Below are 16,871 nucleotides of genomic sequence, written 5' to 3' on the forward strand. Positions count from 1 at the left end.
CCGCGCCGGCGACATGGCGGCTTGCAGTCGCATGGGTTGTCGCTCCGCCTTGCGGGTATAGGTTGCTCGGCCTCGAAACCCGGGAGGACGACCATCTTGGATCGCCATCTGCACGACCAACTCATCAGCTGGCGACGCCATCTCCATGCCCATCCGGAACTCGGCCGCGAGGAGAAGGAGACGAGCGCCTTCGTCCAGGCGAGGCTGACCGCACTCGGCGTGCCCTTCACCGCCGGCATCGGCGGCCATGGCGTGGTGGCGACCCTCAGGCGGGGCACCTCGGAACGGTCCGTCGGGCTGCGTGCCGACATGGACGCGCTGCCGATCCTCGAGGCGAACGAACTGCCCTACAAATCGACCCGGCCGCACGTCATGCATGCCTGCGGGCACGACGGACACACCACGGCCTTGCTGGGCGCGGCCGCGCTGCTCGCCCGCGACGACAGCTGGAGCGGCACGGTGCAGTTCGTCTTCCAGCCGGCCGAGGAGGGCGCCGGCGGCGCCCAGGCGATGCTCGCGGACGGCATTCTCGAACGCTTCCCGATGGAGCGCATCTTCGCCCTGCACAACTGGCCGGGGCTGGAGGCGGGCACCATCGCCGTCCATCGCGGGCCGGTGATGTCCGAGCCTGGCCGTTTCAGGATCACGCTGCACGGGACGGCAGGCCATGCGGCGCTGCCGGAGACGACGCGCGACCCAATCGTCGCCATGGGGCATCTCATCGTCGCGCTGCAGACGATCGTCTCCCGCAACATCGATCCGATGCAGTCCGCGGTGGTCTCGATCGGCCAGGTGCATGGCGGCTCGGCTTCGAACCAGATCCCGACCAGCGTCTTCATCGAGGGCACCTTCCGGACTTTCGTGGCAGAGGTCCGCGATCGTCTGCTCGGGCGCATCCGCGCGATCGCGCAGAACATTGCCGCGACCTTCGAGATGGAGGCCGAGGTCGAGACGATGCATGGTGCCGCCACCATCAACACGGCGCCGGAGGAGGAGATCGCCGCCGCGGCCGCGCAGGCGGCGGGAGTGGAACTGCGCCGTGATCTCAAGGCGAGCACCACGGGCGAGGACTTCGCCCATTTCCTGCAGCGGCTGCCCGGCGCCTATGTCTGGATCGGCAACGGGCCGGTGCGTGATGGCGGCGAACTGCACAATGATCGCTACGATTTCAACGACGCGATCCTCCCCGCGGCGTCGGGCTGGCTGGCGGCCGTGGCGAAGCAGGCACTGAGCGCGAACGCGCCGGCGAAGTGACAGCAACCGACCCACGCTCGCCGTCATGCTCGCCCTTGTGGCGAGCATCCACGTCTTGAACACCGCCCGCGACGAAGGAAGACGTGGATGGTCGGGACAAGCCCGACCATGACGCATGAGGCCGTGTGATGGCCGGCGTCAGAACGGGCTCACCGGGAAAAAGCGCAGATAGAGCCGCGCATAGGTGCCGTCGTCCCAGAGCGACTGCAGCGCGTAGTCGAGGGAACGCTTCAGCGGCACCTCGTCCTTGCGCATGAGGAAGGCGACGCCTTCGCCGAAATAGCGGCTCTCCAGGAAAGGCCCGCCGGTGAAGGCGAGTTCGCCCCCGGCGCTGCCGGCGAGCAGAAGCGACAGGGCGACGCCGTCGGCGAAGACGAATTCGGCATCGCCGCTGCGCAGCGCCGTGACGGCGGCGGTGAGGTTGGGGGCCTCGCGTCGCTGGACGAAGGGCAGCAACCGTTCGAGATAGGCCTGATGGGCCGTGCCGGCGACGACGGCGACGCGCTTGCCCTGGAGGGTGCGCGTGTCGAGTTCGGCCTGGGCGTTGCCACGGGTCGTGAGCAAACGGGCCGAGCCGCGGAAATAGAGATGGCTGGCCGCGAAGCGGGCGCGGATCGGCGGGGTCATGTTGATCGCCGCTGCCAGGACGTCGCCCCGGCCCTCGGCGAGCGAATCCAGCAGGGTGTCGAAGCGGCGGGCCTGGACGGTGCAGGTCCAGCCGAGCTTCTCGCAGGCGGCCCGCGCCAGTTCGACGGAGAAGCCGGTCGGACCGCCATCGGGCCCTGTGAAATGAAGCGGCGGGTATTCGTCGTCGGTGAGGAAGCGGATCACGCGCGGCGGACCGGGTTCCGGCCGGTCGAGCCGGATCCGCGGATCCCAGAAGTTCGGCACGGTGACGCGCGACTGCGCCAGCGCGGCCGGTGCGGCGAGTGTCAGCAGGGCCAGCGTGAGGAAGACGGCGCGGATCATGCGCGCATCTGGCGCGACGGGGCGGGTGGGATCAAGTGGCTCCCGGCCCGTTCGATCAGAGGGCGGCCACCGTCGCCTTCGCGCCCTTGTCGAACAGCGCTGCCAAATGCGTCTCGACGGCGCGCGTGAACCGCGGCTCGTGCGGCAGGTCGGCGCCGAAGATCGCCTCAATGCTCAGCAGCGACCGGCTGAGCGCCGTGGCATTGCGGCCGGCCGCCTTGGCCTTCTCCGCGAAAGTCGCGGCCAGCGGGTCGCTGACGTCGATCGTCGCGCCCTTTTCATCGGTGCCTGAGACGTAAGCCATCCAGGCCGCGACACCGAGCGCGAGGTGGTCGATCGCAGCATCCTGTTTCAGGCGGTCGTGGATGGTGCCGAGCAGCCGCTGCGGCAGCTTTTGCGAGCCGTCCATGGCGATCTGCCAGGTGCGATGGCGAATGGCGGGGTTCCGGAAACGGGCGAGCAGCGCCTGCGCATAGTCGCCGAGAACGACGCCCTGCGGCGCGGGCACGGTCGGGATGATCTCGGCCCAGAGCCCTTCGAGGAAGCGGGCTAAGACCGGGTCACCGCTGGCCTCGGACACGGTTTCGTGGCCGGCGAGATAGCCGAGATAGGCGAGCGAGGAATGCGCGCCGTTGAGCATGCGCAGCTTCATGAACTCGAAGGGCGCGACCTCCGAGACCATCTGCGCGCCGCCGCGCTCCCAGGCCGGGCGGCCGGCAGCGAAGACGTCCTGGATCGCCCATTGCCGGAAGGGCTCGCCGATCACGGGCGCGGCGTCCTCCAGCCCGATCAGGCCGGCGACCTCGGCGATGTCCGCCTCGGTCGTGGCGGGCACGATGCGGTCGACCATCGTCGCCGGGAAGGCGCCGTTGGCTTCGATCCACTGGGCGAGCCCGTCATCGGAGAGCGCCGCGAAATCGCGCACCAGCCCGCGCAGCACGCCGCCATTATGGGGAAGGTTGTCGCAGCTCAACGCCGTGAACGGGCCGGCCCCGGCGGCGCGGCGGGCCTTCAGGGCGGCAACGATCAGGCCCACCGCCGAGCGCGGGGCGTCTGGGTTGGCGAGATCGTGGACGATGTCGTGATGGTCGGCGCGGAGCCGGCCAGTCGCCGGGTCATGGCAATAGCCCTTCTCGGTGACCGTCAGCGAGACGATCCGCGTTTCCGCTGCGGCCATGCGCGCGACCAGTGCGGCCGGATCCTCCGGGGCGACCATCACCTCCCGGAGGCAACCGATGATCCGCAGCTCCGGCCCGGCCGGGGCGCGCTTCAGCAGGGTGTAGAGGCCATCCTGAGGGCTGAGGCGATCGCGCTGGTCGGGCCGCTGCAGACTGGCGCCGGTGACGCCCCAGGCGCCCGCTTCCAGTTCCAGCGTATCCTCGGTGTATTCGCAGAGATGGGCGCGGGCGAAAGCGCCGAGCCCCAGATGCACGATTCCCGGCGAGAGATGGGAGCGGTCATAGGCAGGGCGGCGGACCACCGCCGGCAGGGAGGACAGCGTCCTCGTCGTCAGTCTCGTCAACGGAATACGCCCGGCAGCCAGAGTGAGAAGGCGGGAACGTAGGTCACGAGCAGCAGCACCGCAACGCTGGCCCCGTAGAAGGGCCAGATCGTCCTCATCGATTCACTGATCGAGACCTTGCCGATGGCGCAGGCGACGAACTGGACAGAGCCGACCGGCGGCGTGTTCAGGCCGATGCCGGCGTTGAGGATCAGGATCACGCCGAAATGAACCGGGTCGATACCGATCGCCTTGACCACGGGCAGGAAGATCGGCGTGCAGATGATGATCATCGGCGCCATGTCCATGAAGGTGCCGAGCACTAGCAGGATGACGTTGATCAGCAGCAGAATGACCAGCGGATTGTCGGAGATCGACTGCATCAGCTGGATGGTCGCGGCGGGAACCTGCAGGAAGGCCATGAGCCAGCCAAAGGAGCTGGCGGCGCCGATGATCAGCAGTACCATGGCCGTGGTGCGGACCGCCCCCAGCGTCGCATGCACGAAGCCTTTGAAGTCGAGTCCGCGATAGACGAAGACCGTGACCAGCAGCGCGTAGACCACGGCGACGCAGGAGGATTCGGTGGCAGTGAAGACGCCCGAGCGGACGCCACCGAAGATGATGCCGATCAGCAGGATGCCGGGCAGCGCCGCCACCAGATAGCGCGCCACGGTCAGGAAGCCCGGGAAGACATCGGCCGGATAGCCGCGCTTCACGGCGACCGCCCAGGCCGCGACCATCAGCGCGAGGCAGAGCATCATTCCGGGAACGACGCCGGCGGTGAAGAGATCAGCGATCGAGATCGTTCCGCCTGCCGCCAGCGAGTAGATGATCATGTTGTGCGAGGGCGGGATCAGCAGCGCGATGATCGCCGCGTTGGCCGTGACGTTGACGGCGTAGTCCGGCGCATAACCGCGCTTGACCATCTGCGGGATCATGATGCCGCCGACGGCCGAGGCATCGGCCACGGCCGAGCCCGAGATGCCACCGAAGAGCGTGCAGGTGATGACGTTGACCTGGCCCAGCCCACCGCGCAGATGCCCGACGAGGGACGAGGCGAACTGGATCAGCCGGTCGGCGATGCCGCCGCGGATCATCAGGTCGCCCGAATAGATGAAGAACGGGATCGCCAGCATCGCGAAGGCGTTCATGCCGGTCGAAAGCTGCTGGAAGACCACGACGGGCGGGATGCCGATGTAGAGCACGGTCGCCATCGAGGCGATGCCCAGGCAGAAGGCGACCGGCACGCCCATCAGCAGCAGGAGCGTGAAGGAGACGAAAAGAACGGTGATCGCCATGGCTCAGGCCTCCCCGCCGAGGCCGTTGGCGTTCAGCGGCATCGGTGCCAGCTTCTCGCCCGTGAGGAACAGCAGCAGTTTCTCGATCGAGAACAGCGCGATCAGCGCGCCACCGGCGATGATCGGGACATAGTCCCAACCCTTCGAGATGCCGATCATCGGCAGCCGGTCACTCCAGACCTTGGCGGCGAGTTCGGTGCCGTACCAGACCATCGCGAAGGCGAAGAGCGTCACCAGCACCTCGTTGGCGACGATGAGCGCCGATTTCGCCGGGCCTCGCAGGTAGTGCAGGCCGACGTCGAAGCCCATGTGATCGAGCTCCCGGACGCCAACGGAGCCGCCGAGCAGGATGAACCAGAGCATCAGGAACAAGGATGCCGGCTCGCCCCAGGTCGGTGTCGCGTTCAGAACGTAGCGCCCGAACACCGTCCAGGCGACGATCGCCGTCATGGCGATCAGTCCCAAGCCTGCCGCCAGCAGCGCGATCAGACTGAGGCGTGCATTGATGCGCGTGAGCATCCGGGCAAAACCGGTCATGGGTTGTCCTGGGGTTTGGGCTGGACACAAGAAACGGGCGGCGGATGGCTCCGCCGCCCGTTGGGGCCTAGGCGATCACTTCACCGCCTGGATCTTGGCGACGAGGTCCTTGAGCGCCGGATCGGTAACGAACCGGTCGTAGACGGGCTTCATCGCATCGATGAAGGGCTGCTTCTCGACCGCATTGATCACGGCGCCGCCGGCCTTGACCTTGGCCTCGGAGGCCTTCTCGCGGGCGTCCCAGAGCTCGCGCATCTTGGCAACGGACTCCTTGGCCGCAGCCTTCATGATCTCCTGATCTTCCTTGGAGAGCTTGTCGAAGCTGCGCTTGGACATGACCAGCACCTCGGGCGAGAGCGAGTGCTCGGTCAGCGAGTAGAACTTCGAGACCTCGAAATGCTTGGTCGACTCGTAGGACGGCCAGTTGTTCTCGGCGCCGTCGATGACGCCGGTCTGCAGGGCCGAGTAGACCTCGCCGAAGGCCATCGGCGTGGCGTTGGCGCCAAGCGCCGAAACCAGAGCCACGAACATGTCCGACTGCTGGACGCGGATCTTCATGCCCTTCATGTCGGCGGGCGTGTTGATCGGCCGCTTCGAGTTGTAGAAGGAACGCGAGCCGGAATCGTAGAAGGCGAGGCCGACGAGATCGTGCTTCTCGAACTCCTTGAGGATCGAGTCGCCGATCGGGCCGTCCATGACCTTCCGCATGTGCTCGACCGAGCGGAAGATGAAGGGTAGGGACGGCACATTGGTCGCCGGGATCAGGTTGTTGAACGGCGCCATGTTGATGCGGTTCAGGTCGATCACGCCGAACCGGGTCTGCTCGATCGTGTCCTTCTCGTTGCCGAGCTGGGCCGAATGGAAGACGTTGATCTTGATGCGGCCCTTGGTCCGCTCTTCGAGCAGCTTGCTGATGTGCCGGACCGCCTCGACCGTCGGATAATCGGTCGGGTGGATGTCGGTCGAGCGCAGGACGGTCTGCGCGGCGGCACCGGTCGTGGCGGCGGCGAGAATGGCCGCGCCCGCGAGCGCGGAGAACATGCGTTTGGTGAGCATGGTTGAGGTCCTCTCCCTTGTTATTCTCGATGCCGGATTTTCCGGTCGTTCTTGTCCCGTGATGGGAGCCCAGCCGGCGGTAGCCGGCAGGGCGGTCTCGTCTAGAGAAATTCGCTGCGCATGGGCGTGAAGGAATCGATCAGCTGGCCGGCCTCGATGGCGGTGACGCCGTGGACGAGATCGGCCGGGACGAAGAAGGTGTCGCCGGCCCTGAGCCGCTGCGTGCGGCCGTCGATGGTGACGTCGAAGACGCCGCTCTCGACATAGGACGCCTGGCGATGCGGGTGCTGGTGCGCCTTGCCGACGGCGCCGGCCTCGAAGACCACGCGAACGATCATCAGATCCTCGCCATAGGCCATGATCTTGCGCTTCACGCCGGGTTCGGTCGGCTCCCAGGCGATGTCGGCCTCGCTCTGGAAAAAGGAATTGAGACGGTCGGTCATCGTGCGAGCCAGCCTCCGTCGACGGGGATGATGGCGCCGTGCATGTAGGCGGCGGCGTCGCTCGCCAGGAACACGGCGGCGCCGCCGATGTCCGAGGGCTTGCCCCAGCGGCCGGCGGGAATCCGCGCGAGGATCGCCTGGTTGCGGTCCGGATCGGCGCGCAGCGCTTCCGTGTTGTTGCTCTCGATATAGCCCGGAGCGATCGCGTTCACATTGATGCCCTTCTGCGCCCATTCGCAGGCGAGAAGCTTCGTCAGGCCGGCGAGCCCGCTCTTGCTGGCGGTGTAGGAGGCGACGCGAATGCCGCCCTGGAAGGAGAGCAGCGAGGCGATGTTGACGATGCGTGCGCCACGACCGGCCGCGACGGCGGACTTCGCGAAGGCCTGCGCCAGGAAGAACGTCGCCTTGAGGTTGACGTTTATCACCTCGTCCCAGTCGCTCTCGCTGAAGTCGAGCGCATCGGCCCGGCGGATGATGCCGGCATTGTTGACGAGGATGTCGAGCGGGCCGGCGAGCGCTTCAGCCTGCGCGATGACGCGGGGCGCGATGCCCTGTTCCTGCAGATCGACCTTGAGGGGACGAGCCGTTCCGCCGGCTTCCGCGATCAGCGCCAGCGTCTCGGTCAGGTCCGAGCGCCCGGCGGCCACCACGGTCGCGCCGGCCTGCGCCAGCGCGAGCGCGATGCCCTGGCCGATGCCGGTATTGGCGCCGGTGACCAGGGCCGTGCGGCCGGTGAGGTCGAAGGGCGAGGCCATCAGCGCAAGCTGTCCACGGGGGCGGGATCCATGTCGGTGAACTCGACATTGTCGCCGGCCATGGCCCAGACGAAGGCGTAGTTCGACGTGCCGCAGCCGCAATGGATCGACCAGTTCGGCGAGATCACCGCCTGCTCGTTGGCGACGAGGAGGTGGCGGGTCTGCGTCGGCTCGCCCATGAAGTGGAAGACGCGGTGGGCCGGGTCGAGGTTGAAATAGAGATAGGCCTCCATCCGCCGCGTATGGGTGTGGCAGGGCATGGAATTCCAGACCGAGCCGGGCTCCAGCGCGGTCATGCCCATCACCAGCTGGTTGGTGCCGGTGGTGTTGGGCATGATGTATTGGCGGATGGTGCGCTTGTTCGAGGTCTCCGGAGAGCCGAGATGGATCGTGTTGGCGTCCTCCTTGCGGATGAGCTGGTGGGGTGCCTCGCGGTGGGCGGGCGCGCTGGTCAGGTAGAACTTCGCCGGGTTCGCCGCGTCGGCGCTGGTGAAGGAGACCTCCTTCGCGCCCAGCCCGACATAGAGAGCGTCGAGATTCGGCAGCTCGAAGGCCTGGCCGTCGATGGTGACGCGGCCGGCTCCGCCGATGTTGATGACGCCGAGCTCGCGCCGCGCCAGGAAGAAGGGCGTCCCTGTCGGCGCGAAGGGCGCGAGCGAGAGGGCGGCCGTCGTCGGCGTCGCGCCGCCGACGATCATCCGGTCGTAATGGCTGTAGGTCAGGAGCAGCTCGCCCGGCGCGAAGAGCCGCTCGATCAGGAAATCGGCGCGCAACGCCTCGGTGTCGTAGTTGCGGACGTCGCGCGGATGCGCGGCCTGGCGTTCATCGATGGTCTTGGAAGCGGTCACAGGCGGTAGGCCTCCTTGGCCAGACGGTAGGCGAGGTCATGGGCGACCTCCGCCGCCTCGTCCTCGTCGAGGCGGTGCTCGGCGACGAGCCTGGCGAGATAGGCGCAGTCGCAGCGGCGGGCGACGTCATGGCGCGCTGGGATCGAGAGATAAGCGCGGGTGTCGTCGTTGAAGCCGACCGTGTTGTAGAAGCCGGCCGTCTCGGTCGTCAGTTCGCGGAAGCGCAGCATCGCCTCGGGCGCATCGAGGAACCACCAGCCCGGTCCGAGCTTCAGCGCCGGATAGTGACCGGCCAGCGGCGCGAGTTCTCGCGAATAGGTGGTCTCGTCGAGGGTGAAGGCGATGACGGTGAGGTTGGGCTCGTTGCCCACGGCATCGAGCAGCGGCTTCAGCGCGGCGACATATTCCATCCGGACGGGGATATCGGCGCCCATGTCGCGGCCGAAGCGCTCGAACAGGCGCGGGTTGTGGTTGCGCGAGGAGCCGGGATGGATCTGCAGGACGAGCCCGTCATCGAGGCTCATCTTCGCCATCTCGGTCAGCATCTGGCCGCGGAAGAGATCGGCTTCCTCGGCGGAGACCTTGCCGGCAACGACCTTGGCGAACAGCGCCTCGGCGTCGGCCTTGGAGAGGTTGGCGGTGCGGGCGGTGGCGTGGCCGTGGTCGGAGGAGGTGGCCCCACGCTCACGGAAATAATCGCGGCGCTGGCGATGGGCGGCGAGATAGCCGCTCCAGCTCATCACGTCCTCGCCGGTCAGGGCGCCGAACTGCTCGAGATTGGCCGCGAACCCTTCGAACTCCGGGTCCAGGACGCTGTCGGGCCGGTAGGCCGTGACGACCTTGCCGCCCCAGCCCGAGGCCCTGATCATGTCGTGCCATTTCAGATCGTCGAGCGCACCTTCCGTGGTCGAGATCGCCTCGATCTTGAACCGCTCGAACAAGGCGCGCGGGCGGTAATCCGGCTCCTGCAGCTTCTCGGCGATGCGGTCATAGAGGCGGTCGGCATTGTCGCTCGACAGGCGCTCGTTGATGCCGAAGACGCTGGATAACGCATGCTCGAACCAGAGCCGGCTCGGCGTGCCGCGGAACAGATGCCAGTGGCTGGCGAAGAGTTTCCAGATCGCGCGCGGGTCACTCTCGACCTTCGAACCGTCCTTGCGCGGGATCCCGAGTTTCTCCAGCGGCACCCCCTGCGAGTACAGCATGCGGAAGATGTAGTGGTCTGGCTTCACCAGCAATGTGGCGGGGTCGGCGAAAGGCTGGTCTTCGGCAAACCAGCGCGGATCGGTATGGCCATGCGGCGAGATGATCGGCAGGTCGCGGATGGTCGCGTAGAGCCGCCGCGCTATTCCGCGCGTGACCGGATCGGAGGGGAACAGGCGATCATCGTGCAGCAACATGGGGTCCGGCGCTCGTCGAGGCTCAGCGGCCGACCATAGTCGCGAGCGCTGCAATCGGTCAATATACTAATATACTAGTTTGTCGGAAGCGACCGTGCTATCTGCCGAACGAGGCGGAAGGAGCGGCTTCCCGTCCCGGCCGAGAGTCCCGGGATGCGGCGCGCAGCGAGGCATGGCGATGGCGCAGATCACCATCCGGAGCGAGGACGGCCCGCGGCGCGAGCGACGGCGGCAGCCTCTCGGCGGTGTCCCGACCGGGCGCGCGACGGCTGCCTCGCTGGTTCAGGACGAGCTGCGGCGCGCGATCCTCTCGATGGAAGCAGTTCCCGGCTCGGCGCTGGTCGAGAAGGAGCTGACCGCCCGGTTCGGCACCAGCCGGACGCCGGTTCGCGAGGCCCTGATCCGGCTCAAGGAGGAGGGGCTGGTCGAGATCTTCCCGCAGGCGGGCACCTTCGTCGCGCGGATCCCGACCGAGGCGATCCCCGAGGCAGTCTTCATCCGCCAGGCGCTCGAATGCGCGACGGTCGATCTCGTGGCTCGCATCGCGACGACGGACGCCATCGGCCTGCTGGACGCCGCGATCGCCCGGCAGCACGAGGCGTTCGAAGCGGGTGAGCAGGAGAGCTTCCACATCGCCGACGAGGATTTCCATGAGGCCCTGGCGATGGTTGCCGGCTATCCCGGAATCTGGAAGATCGCTCATGCCGCCAAGAGCCAGATCGACCGCTGCCGCCGCATGACGCTGCCGGTGCCGGGGCGCATGGCCATGGTGATCCGCGAGCATCTCTCCATCGTCGATGCCGTCCGCAGGAAGGACGCACCGGCAGCGGTTGCGGCGATGCGCAAGCATCTGGGCACGCTGCTGCCGGACCTGGTGCATCTGAAGGCGGAGCACCCCGACTACTTCGCCTGACGCGTCGCCGCGGCGCGGTGCTTGCTTGGTCGCGATGCGGCACGGGTCTGGGGGAGGCGCCCCATGCCACCTGCCGCTCCTTCGCGGCTCGTGTCATGCACGAGGCGAGCCGCCGCCTTAGCCGACCGGAGCCTGCGCCATGCCGAACCCCGCCGATCTCAGTGCCGTCGAGCTGCTCGACGCCTACAGCGCCCGAAGCCTCTCTCCCGTCGAGGTGCTGGAGGCCGTGATCGCGCGGATCGCGCGGTGGGAGCCTCGGATCAAGGCGCTCTATGCCTATGATCCCGAGGCGGCCCTGCGGGCGGCGAAGGCCTCCGAGGCGCGCTGGATGAAGGGCGAGCCGCTGCCGCTCGATGGCGTGCCGGGAACGATCAAGGAGAACATCGCCACCAAGGGCACGCCGATGCCCATCGGCACAGCCGCGCGCGATCTGTCGCCCATGCCGGAGGACGCCCCGGTCGCGGCGCGGCTGGGGGAGGCGGGCTTCGTGATGCTCGCGAAGACGACGATGCCCGATTACGGGATGCTGTCCTCGGGCCTGTCGAGCTTCCACGAGCTCGCCCGCAATCCCTGGGATGTGACGAAAAACCCGGGCGGCTCCTCGGCCGGGGCCGGGGCGGCGGGCGCAGCCGGCTACGGGCCGCTTCATGTCGGGACCGATATCGGCGGCTCGATCCGGCTGCCGGCCGGCTGGTGCGGGCTGGTCGGTCTGAAGCCGAGCTTCGGCCGCGTGCCGATCGACCCGAGCTATTACGGCCGCGTCGCCGGGCCGATGACCCGAACGGTCGCGGATGCCGCGCTGATGATGCGTGAGATCGCGAAACCCGATGCGCGCGACGGCATGAGCCTGCCACCGCAGGAGATCGACTGGCGGTCCCTCGACATCGACGTGAAGGGGCTGCGACTCGGCCTGCATCTCGATCCGGGCATCGGGATCCCCGTCGAGCCGGAGACGAGGGCAGCGATCGAGGCGGCTGGCTGCGCCTTCGCGGCGGCGGGCGCGATCGTCGAGGAGGCGCCGGCCTTCCTGACGCGAACCATGCTGGACGGGCTCGACGATTTCTGGAGCCAGCGCGCCTGGGCCGATATCGGTGCGCTCTCGCCGGACAAGCAGGCGCAGGTGCTGCCCTATATCTTCGCCTGGGCGAAGCGGGGCGACGGGCTCTCCGGCGAGCGCGTCTATCGCGGGATGAGCCAGATGCTGGCGATCAAGGACGCGGCGCTGAAGCAGAGCGCGCCCTTCGATTTCGTGCTGTCGCCGGTTGCGCCGGTGCCGAGCTATGCGGCGGAGCTCGCTTCGCCGATCCATGATCCGGACCGGCCCTTCGAGCACATCGTCTTCACCCTGCCCGCCAATATGTCCGACCAGCCCTCGATCGCCGTGCCCGCGGCGATGACGGCGGGCGGACTGCCGATCGGGCTGCAGATCACCGGGCGGCGCTTCGACGATCTCGGCGTGCTGCGGCTGGCGCGCGCCTGGGAGAGGCTTCGCCCGCCGCTGCCGGCCTATCCCGGCGCGGAGGCCTGATCAGAACAGCAGGCGCGGGGCGACAAGCGCCAGCGCCATGAAGACCAGTGAGAGCGCGCCGAGGCCGCCCGCGGCATAGGCGAGGACTCCGACGCCGGTGATGATCGAGGCCGAGGCGACGACGATGCCGATCTGCAGCAGACCCGAGGCGATCTCGAAATTCTCGCTGCGGGCCTTCTGGTCGTCGCGGATCTGCTCGGTCGCCTTGGCGCGGGCCATCAGCTCCTTGCGGCCCTCCTGCGTCTCCGGCTCGGATTCGTAGCGGGCGACCGTCGCCTTCCAGCTGTCGATGCGCTTCTGCAGCCGCTCGCGCGTGGCGGCGTCGGTGGTGCCGATCAGATCGATCTCCATCGCCTCGGCGGCGGTCCGAACGGTGGTGCCGCGAATGGTCTTGGCCTGGAAGAAGGACCAGAGATTCGAGGCGTCGATGTTCTTGGCGATGGCCTCGTTCTCGGCCTGCTTGCCGCCGATTTCCGACAGCGAGAGCAGTAGCGCCAGCACTGCGATGAGCAGCGCGATCTTCTTGTTGCCGCCCTCGGGCGGCTCGATGTGAGCAGACACGAATCATCCCCCAATGCCGTGGCGCAGCGTCTTATGCCGAAACGGCAGCCAAGGGGAGCGGAAGGGGGTCAACGCCCCGCCTGCGGATGAGCGGCGTCATAGGCCGCCATCAGCCGGGCTGAATCGATGCGGGTGTAGATCTGCGTCGTCGAGAGCGAGGCGTGGCCGAGCAGTTCCTGGATGGCGCGCAGGTCGCCGCCGCGGCCGAGCAGGTGGGTGGCGAAGGAATGCCGCAGCGCGTGCGGTGTCGCGGAATCGGGCAGGCCGAGTGCACCGCGCAAGCTCTCCACCGCGAGCTGGATGATGCGCGGGGAGAGGGGGCCGCCCTTGGCGCCGACGAAGAGCGGGCCCTGCGGCGGCAGAGTCCACGGACAGAGCGCGAGATAGGCGGCGATGGACTCGACGACCACCGGCAGGACCGGAACCATGCGGGTCTTGCTGCCCTTGCCGATGACGGTGAGCGTATCGCCCGCACGGGCCGGGGCCTGAGCGCGGGCCAGGGACAGCGCCTCCGAGATGCGCAGGCCGCAGCCATAGAGCAGCGAGAGAACGGCGGCGTCGCGGGCGAAGATCCAAGGATCGCGGATGTCGCCGGCCCGCGTTTCGGCTTTGGTGACGGCGCGCGCCGCGCGTGCTTCCAGCGGCCGGGGCAGAGCCTTGCCGATGCGGGGGCCGCGTGTCGCGGCGAAGGCGGCGGCGGTGAGCCTTCCCGTCCGCTCGCCGAAGCGGGCGAAGGAGCGCAGCGCTGCGAGCTGGCGCATCAGCGTGCGGTTGCCGACCTCCTCGCGCCGGCGCCGGCCCAAAAAGGCGCGCAGATCGGCCGGCTTCAGGGCGGCGATGTCGGCGACGCTCGGGGCGCCGCCGAGATGGTCTGTGAGGAAGTTCGCGAACTGGCGCAGATCGCGGGAATAGGCTTCCAGCGTCTTCGGCGAGAGCCGGCGCTCATGGGCGAGATGATCGAGCCAGGCGCGGGCGAGGGTATCGAAATCGGACATGATCAGCCTGAGCCTCGCATCGGCGCGGAGCATGACGGCGCAACCTTAACGCCTCGCGAAGGGGCGACCTCAACGCTTCGGGCAGGCGAAGGGCATGAAGGTGCTGGCCATGCCCTGGTTCATGCCCATCACGACCATGATGTTGGCGAGGTTCAGTTCCTCGGCGCTGCGCGGGCAGACCTCGCCCTTGATGCTGCAGCCGGAGGCGAGAAAGGCCTCATGGGCGTCGAGAAAATCCTGGCCAAGTCCTTTCCGCCCCAGCCTCGACAGCGCCTCGGCATAGGCCTTGGTGTAGCGCTCGCATTTGATCGCCGGCCAGTTTTCGGGGGGCGTCGGCTGGGCCTGCACCGGAGCGGCGAAGGTGGCAGCGGAAAGCAGAATGGCGCCGGAGAGGCGGGCGGCGAAGGGCATGGCGGTCTCGGATCTGCGGCCGGAGGGCGGCAGACATCATGCGATCGGGGCCATGGCAAGGCAGGCGGTTGTCGCCATGGCGGGCAGAGGCTAGGCACGGGCGATGAGCGGCGAAGCGGATCGGGCGGAGGATGGTGGCACCGTCGAGGTGCTGATCCCGCTCGCGCTCGACCAGGCCTATAGCTATGCCGTGCCGCCCGGTCTCGTGCTGGCGCCCGGAGATGTGGTGCAGGTGCCGCTCGGGCCGCGCCAGACGGTCGGCGTCGTCTGGGAGCGGGGCGCGGGGCGCGGCGGCAATCTCAAGGCCGTGACGGCCAAGCTCGACATGCCGCCGCTCGACGGCGCGCTGATGAAGCTGGTCGACTGGGTCGCCTGGTACACGCTCGCTCCCAAAGGATCCGTGCTGGCGCTGGCGTTGCGTCGGCCGCCCGAGGACGGCCCAGAGCGCCCGAAGCTGGGCGTCCGGCTCGTCGGCGCGCCCCCGGCACGGATGACGCCGGCGCGGGCGCGGGCGATCGCGGCCGCGGAAGGCGGGCTGCTCATCGCCAAGAGCGCGCTCGCGGAAGCGGCTTCGGTCAGTGCGGCGGTGATCGATGCGCTCGTCGATGCCGGGACCTTCGCCGTCGAGCCGCTGCCACGCGAGGCGGTGGCGGCCATGCCCGATCCGGACCATGCCGCGCCGGCGCTGTCGGAGGACCAGGCGGCGGCGGCGGCGGCGCTCGTCGCCTCGGTCAGGGCCGCGACCTATGGGGTGACGCTGCTCGAGGGCGTCACCGGTTCGGGCAAGACGGAGGTCTATTTCGAGGCGGTTGCCGAGGCGGTGCGGCTCGGGCGCCAGAGCCTGATCCTGATGCCCGAGATCGCGCTCACGGCGCAGTTCATCGACCGCTTCGAGGCGCGTTTCGGCGTCCGTCCCGGGCTGTGGCATTCGGCTGTGACGGGCCGCAGGCGCGAGCGCCTGCAGGCGGCGATCGCCAGCGGCGAGGCGAAGGTGGTGGCGGGCGCGCGCTCGGCACTGTTCCTGCCCTATCGCGATCTCGGCCTGATCGTGGTCGATGAGGAGCACGAGGCCGCCTACAAGCAGGAGGACGGTGTCGCCTACCACGCCCGCGACATGGCGGTGGTGCGCGGGCGCATTGAAAACGCGCCTGTGATCCTGACCTCGGCGACGCCGTCACTGGAAACCCGCGTCAATGCCGAGCGCGGCCGCTACACCCATCTCAAGCTGCCCGAGCGCTTCGGTGGGCGGACGCTGCCGACGCTCGGTCTCGTCGATCTGCGCCAGGACAAGCCGCCGCGCGGGCGCTGGATCTCGGACACGCTGGCGAAGGCGATGACCGCCAATCTGGAGGCCGGCGAGCAGTCCCTGCTGTTCCTGAACCGGCGCGGCTATGCGCCGCTGACGCTGTGCCGCGACTGCGGCCACCGCTTCCAGTGCCCGAACTGCTCGGCCTGGCTGGTCGATCATCGCTTCCGGCGCGCGCTGGTCTGCCACCACTGCGGCCATGTCGAGCGCCGGCCGCATGAATGCCCGCAATGCCATGCGCAGGAGAGCCTAACCGCCTGCGGGCCGGGTGTGGAGCGTCTGGCGGAGGAGGTGGCGACGCTGTTTCCGCAGGCGCGGGGCATCGTGCTGTCGAGCGATTTCCCGGGCGGGACCGAGCGCCTGAAGACCGAACTGATGGCGGTCGCCTCGGGTGAGTTCGACATCGTCATCGGCACGCAGCTCGTGGCCAAGGGGCACAACTTCCCCGGCATGACGCTGGTCGGCGTGGTCGACGCCGATCTCGGCCTGACATCCGGCGATCCGCGCGCGGCCGAGCGCACCTTCCAGGTGCTGCGGCAGGTGACGGGCCGGGCCGGACGTGGCGAAAAGCCCGGCCGCGCCCTGCTGCAGACGCATGACCCGGCCCATCCCGTGCTGAAGGCGCTGGTCTCGGGCGATCCGGAGCGGTTTTATGCCGCAGAGATCGCCGCGCGCGAGGCGGCGGGGCTGCCGCCCTTCGGGCGCCTGGCGGCGCTGATCGTCTCGGCCAACAACCAGCCCGAGGCCGAGGCGCATGCGCGCGCTCTGGCGCGCTGCGCCGAGGCGCCGGAGGGCGTGGCCGTGCTCGGCCCGGCCGAGGCGCCGCTCGCCGTGCTGCGCGGGCGCCACCGCATGCGGCTGATCGTGAAGACGGAGCGGGGTGTGGATCTCCAGGCCTATCTGCGCGGCTGGCTCGCCCGCTGCGGCAAGCCGAAGGGCTCGGTGCGCGTGGCGGTCGATGTCGATCCGCAGAGTTTCCTCTGAAGGTCGGTCGGTTCCGGCCGGCCCTGTCGCCACGCCTCCGAAAGGACCGGCAAAACCGTGTCTTGGATCGGCATCAACGGATTGCGCGCCCCAAAACCACATGCTAGTGCAC

16 protein-coding genes are annotated in these 16,871 nt (G+C 68.5%); 4 read left to right on the forward strand and 12 right to left on the reverse strand.

What is annotated here, in order from left to right:
• Positions 1–96 precede the first annotated feature (96 nt).
• Positions 97–1,254: an amidohydrolase gene (locus ACFPN9_RS06100; RefSeq protein WP_066717906.1), complete on the forward strand. Its 1,158-nt coding sequence runs from the start codon at positions 97–99 to the stop codon at positions 1,252–1,254.
• Between the two features lie 138 nt (positions 1,255–1,392).
• Here ACFPN9_RS06100 and ACFPN9_RS06105 read toward each other — a convergent pair whose 3' ends face one another.
• The 9 genes from ACFPN9_RS06105 to uxaC all read right to left on the reverse strand — a co-directional run bounded on the left by ACFPN9_RS06105 (position 1,393) and on the right by uxaC (position 10,061).
• Complete coding sequence (locus ACFPN9_RS06105) at positions 1,393–2,223, reverse strand: transporter substrate-binding domain-containing protein (RefSeq protein ID WP_066717904.1); 831 nt, start codon at positions 2,221–2,223, stop codon at positions 1,393–1,395.
• Between the two features lie 55 nt (positions 2,224–2,278).
• Entirely contained in the window at positions 2,279–3,745 is a 1,467-nt protein-coding gene (locus ACFPN9_RS06110) for a mannitol dehydrogenase family protein (RefSeq protein ID WP_377815925.1), read from the reverse strand.
• The gene (locus ACFPN9_RS06115) at positions 3,742–5,022 is read right to left on the reverse strand and encodes a TRAP transporter large permease (protein WP_066717899.1); all 1,281 of its coding nucleotides are present in this window, start codon (positions 5,020–5,022) and stop codon (positions 3,742–3,744) included. The genes ACFPN9_RS06110 and ACFPN9_RS06115 overlap by 4 nt, the downstream gene beginning before the upstream one ends.
• A gap of 3 nt (positions 5,023–5,025) precedes the next feature.
• Positions 5,026–5,559: a TRAP transporter small permease gene (locus tag ACFPN9_RS06120; protein ID WP_066717896.1), complete on the reverse strand. Its 534-nt coding sequence runs from the start codon at positions 5,557–5,559 to the stop codon at positions 5,026–5,028.
• A gap of 75 nt (positions 5,560–5,634) precedes the next feature.
• Entirely contained in the window at positions 5,635–6,615 is a 981-nt protein-coding gene (locus ACFPN9_RS06125; RefSeq protein ID WP_066717893.1) for a TRAP transporter substrate-binding protein, read from the reverse strand.
• Positions 6,616–6,716: 101 nt separating this feature from the next.
• The gene (locus ACFPN9_RS06130; protein WP_066717890.1) at positions 6,717–7,058 is read right to left on the reverse strand and encodes a cupin domain-containing protein; all 342 of its coding nucleotides are present in this window, start codon (positions 7,056–7,058) and stop codon (positions 6,717–6,719) included.
• A complete protein-coding gene (gene kduD / locus ACFPN9_RS06135; protein WP_066717888.1) occupies positions 7,055–7,813 on the reverse strand; it encodes a 2-dehydro-3-deoxy-D-gluconate 5-dehydrogenase KduD in 759 nt (252 codons plus the stop codon). The genes ACFPN9_RS06130 and kduD overlap by 4 nt, the downstream gene beginning before the upstream one ends.
• Positions 7,813–8,661 carry a 5-dehydro-4-deoxy-D-glucuronate isomerase gene (gene kduI, locus ACFPN9_RS06140; protein WP_245282291.1) on the reverse strand — a complete coding sequence of 283 codons (849 nt, stop codon included), beginning with the start codon at positions 8,659–8,661 and terminating at the stop codon, positions 7,813–7,815. Before kduI ends, kduD begins: the two co-directional genes overlap by 1 nt.
• Positions 8,658–10,061, reverse strand: coding sequence for a glucuronate isomerase (gene uxaC / locus ACFPN9_RS06145; RefSeq protein ID WP_066717886.1), 1,404 nt, complete (start codon positions 10,059–10,061; stop codon positions 8,658–8,660). The genes kduI and uxaC overlap by 4 nt, the downstream gene beginning before the upstream one ends.
• A gap of 178 nt (positions 10,062–10,239) precedes the next feature.
• Between uxaC and ACFPN9_RS06150 the strand changes: the two genes are divergently transcribed.
• Together ACFPN9_RS06150 and ACFPN9_RS06155 are read left to right on the forward strand one after the other, a co-directional pair.
• A complete protein-coding gene (locus ACFPN9_RS06150; protein ID WP_082735167.1) occupies positions 10,240–10,974 on the forward strand; it encodes a GntR family transcriptional regulator in 735 nt (244 codons plus the stop codon).
• A gap of 139 nt (positions 10,975–11,113) precedes the next feature.
• Entirely contained in the window at positions 11,114–12,502 is a 1,389-nt protein-coding gene (locus tag ACFPN9_RS06155; protein ID WP_066717879.1) for an amidase, read from the forward strand.
• On the opposite strand, the gene ACFPN9_RS06160 is transcribed toward ACFPN9_RS06155, so the two are convergent.
• The 3 genes from ACFPN9_RS06160 to ACFPN9_RS06170 form a co-directional block, all read right to left on the reverse strand.
• Positions 12,503–13,063 (reverse strand): DUF4337 domain-containing protein, encoded by a 561-nt coding sequence (locus ACFPN9_RS06160; RefSeq protein ID WP_066717876.1) that lies wholly within the window; start codon positions 13,061–13,063, stop codon positions 12,503–12,505.
• A 68-nt stretch (positions 13,064–13,131) separates the two neighbouring features.
• Complete coding sequence (locus ACFPN9_RS06165) at positions 13,132–14,091, reverse strand: tyrosine recombinase XerC (protein ID WP_066717873.1); 960 nt, start codon at positions 14,089–14,091, stop codon at positions 13,132–13,134.
• A gap of 36 nt (positions 14,092–14,127) precedes the next feature.
• Positions 14,128–14,469: a hypothetical protein gene (locus ACFPN9_RS06170; protein ID WP_066717863.1), complete on the reverse strand. Its 342-nt coding sequence runs from the start codon at positions 14,467–14,469 to the stop codon at positions 14,128–14,130.
• Positions 14,470–14,572: 103 nt separating this feature from the next.
• On the opposite strand from ACFPN9_RS06170, the gene ACFPN9_RS06175 reads away from it, so the two are divergent.
• The gene (locus ACFPN9_RS06175) at positions 14,573–16,759 is read left to right on the forward strand and encodes a primosomal protein N' (protein ID WP_066717860.1); all 2,187 of its coding nucleotides are present in this window, start codon (positions 14,573–14,575) and stop codon (positions 16,757–16,759) included.
• Positions 16,760–16,871: the final 112 nt, after the last annotated feature.

The sequence above is a fragment of the Allobosea massiliensis genome, assembly GCF_042655245.1.
Lineage (GTDB): Bacteria > Pseudomonadota > Alphaproteobacteria > Rhizobiales > Beijerinckiaceae > Allobosea > Allobosea massiliensis.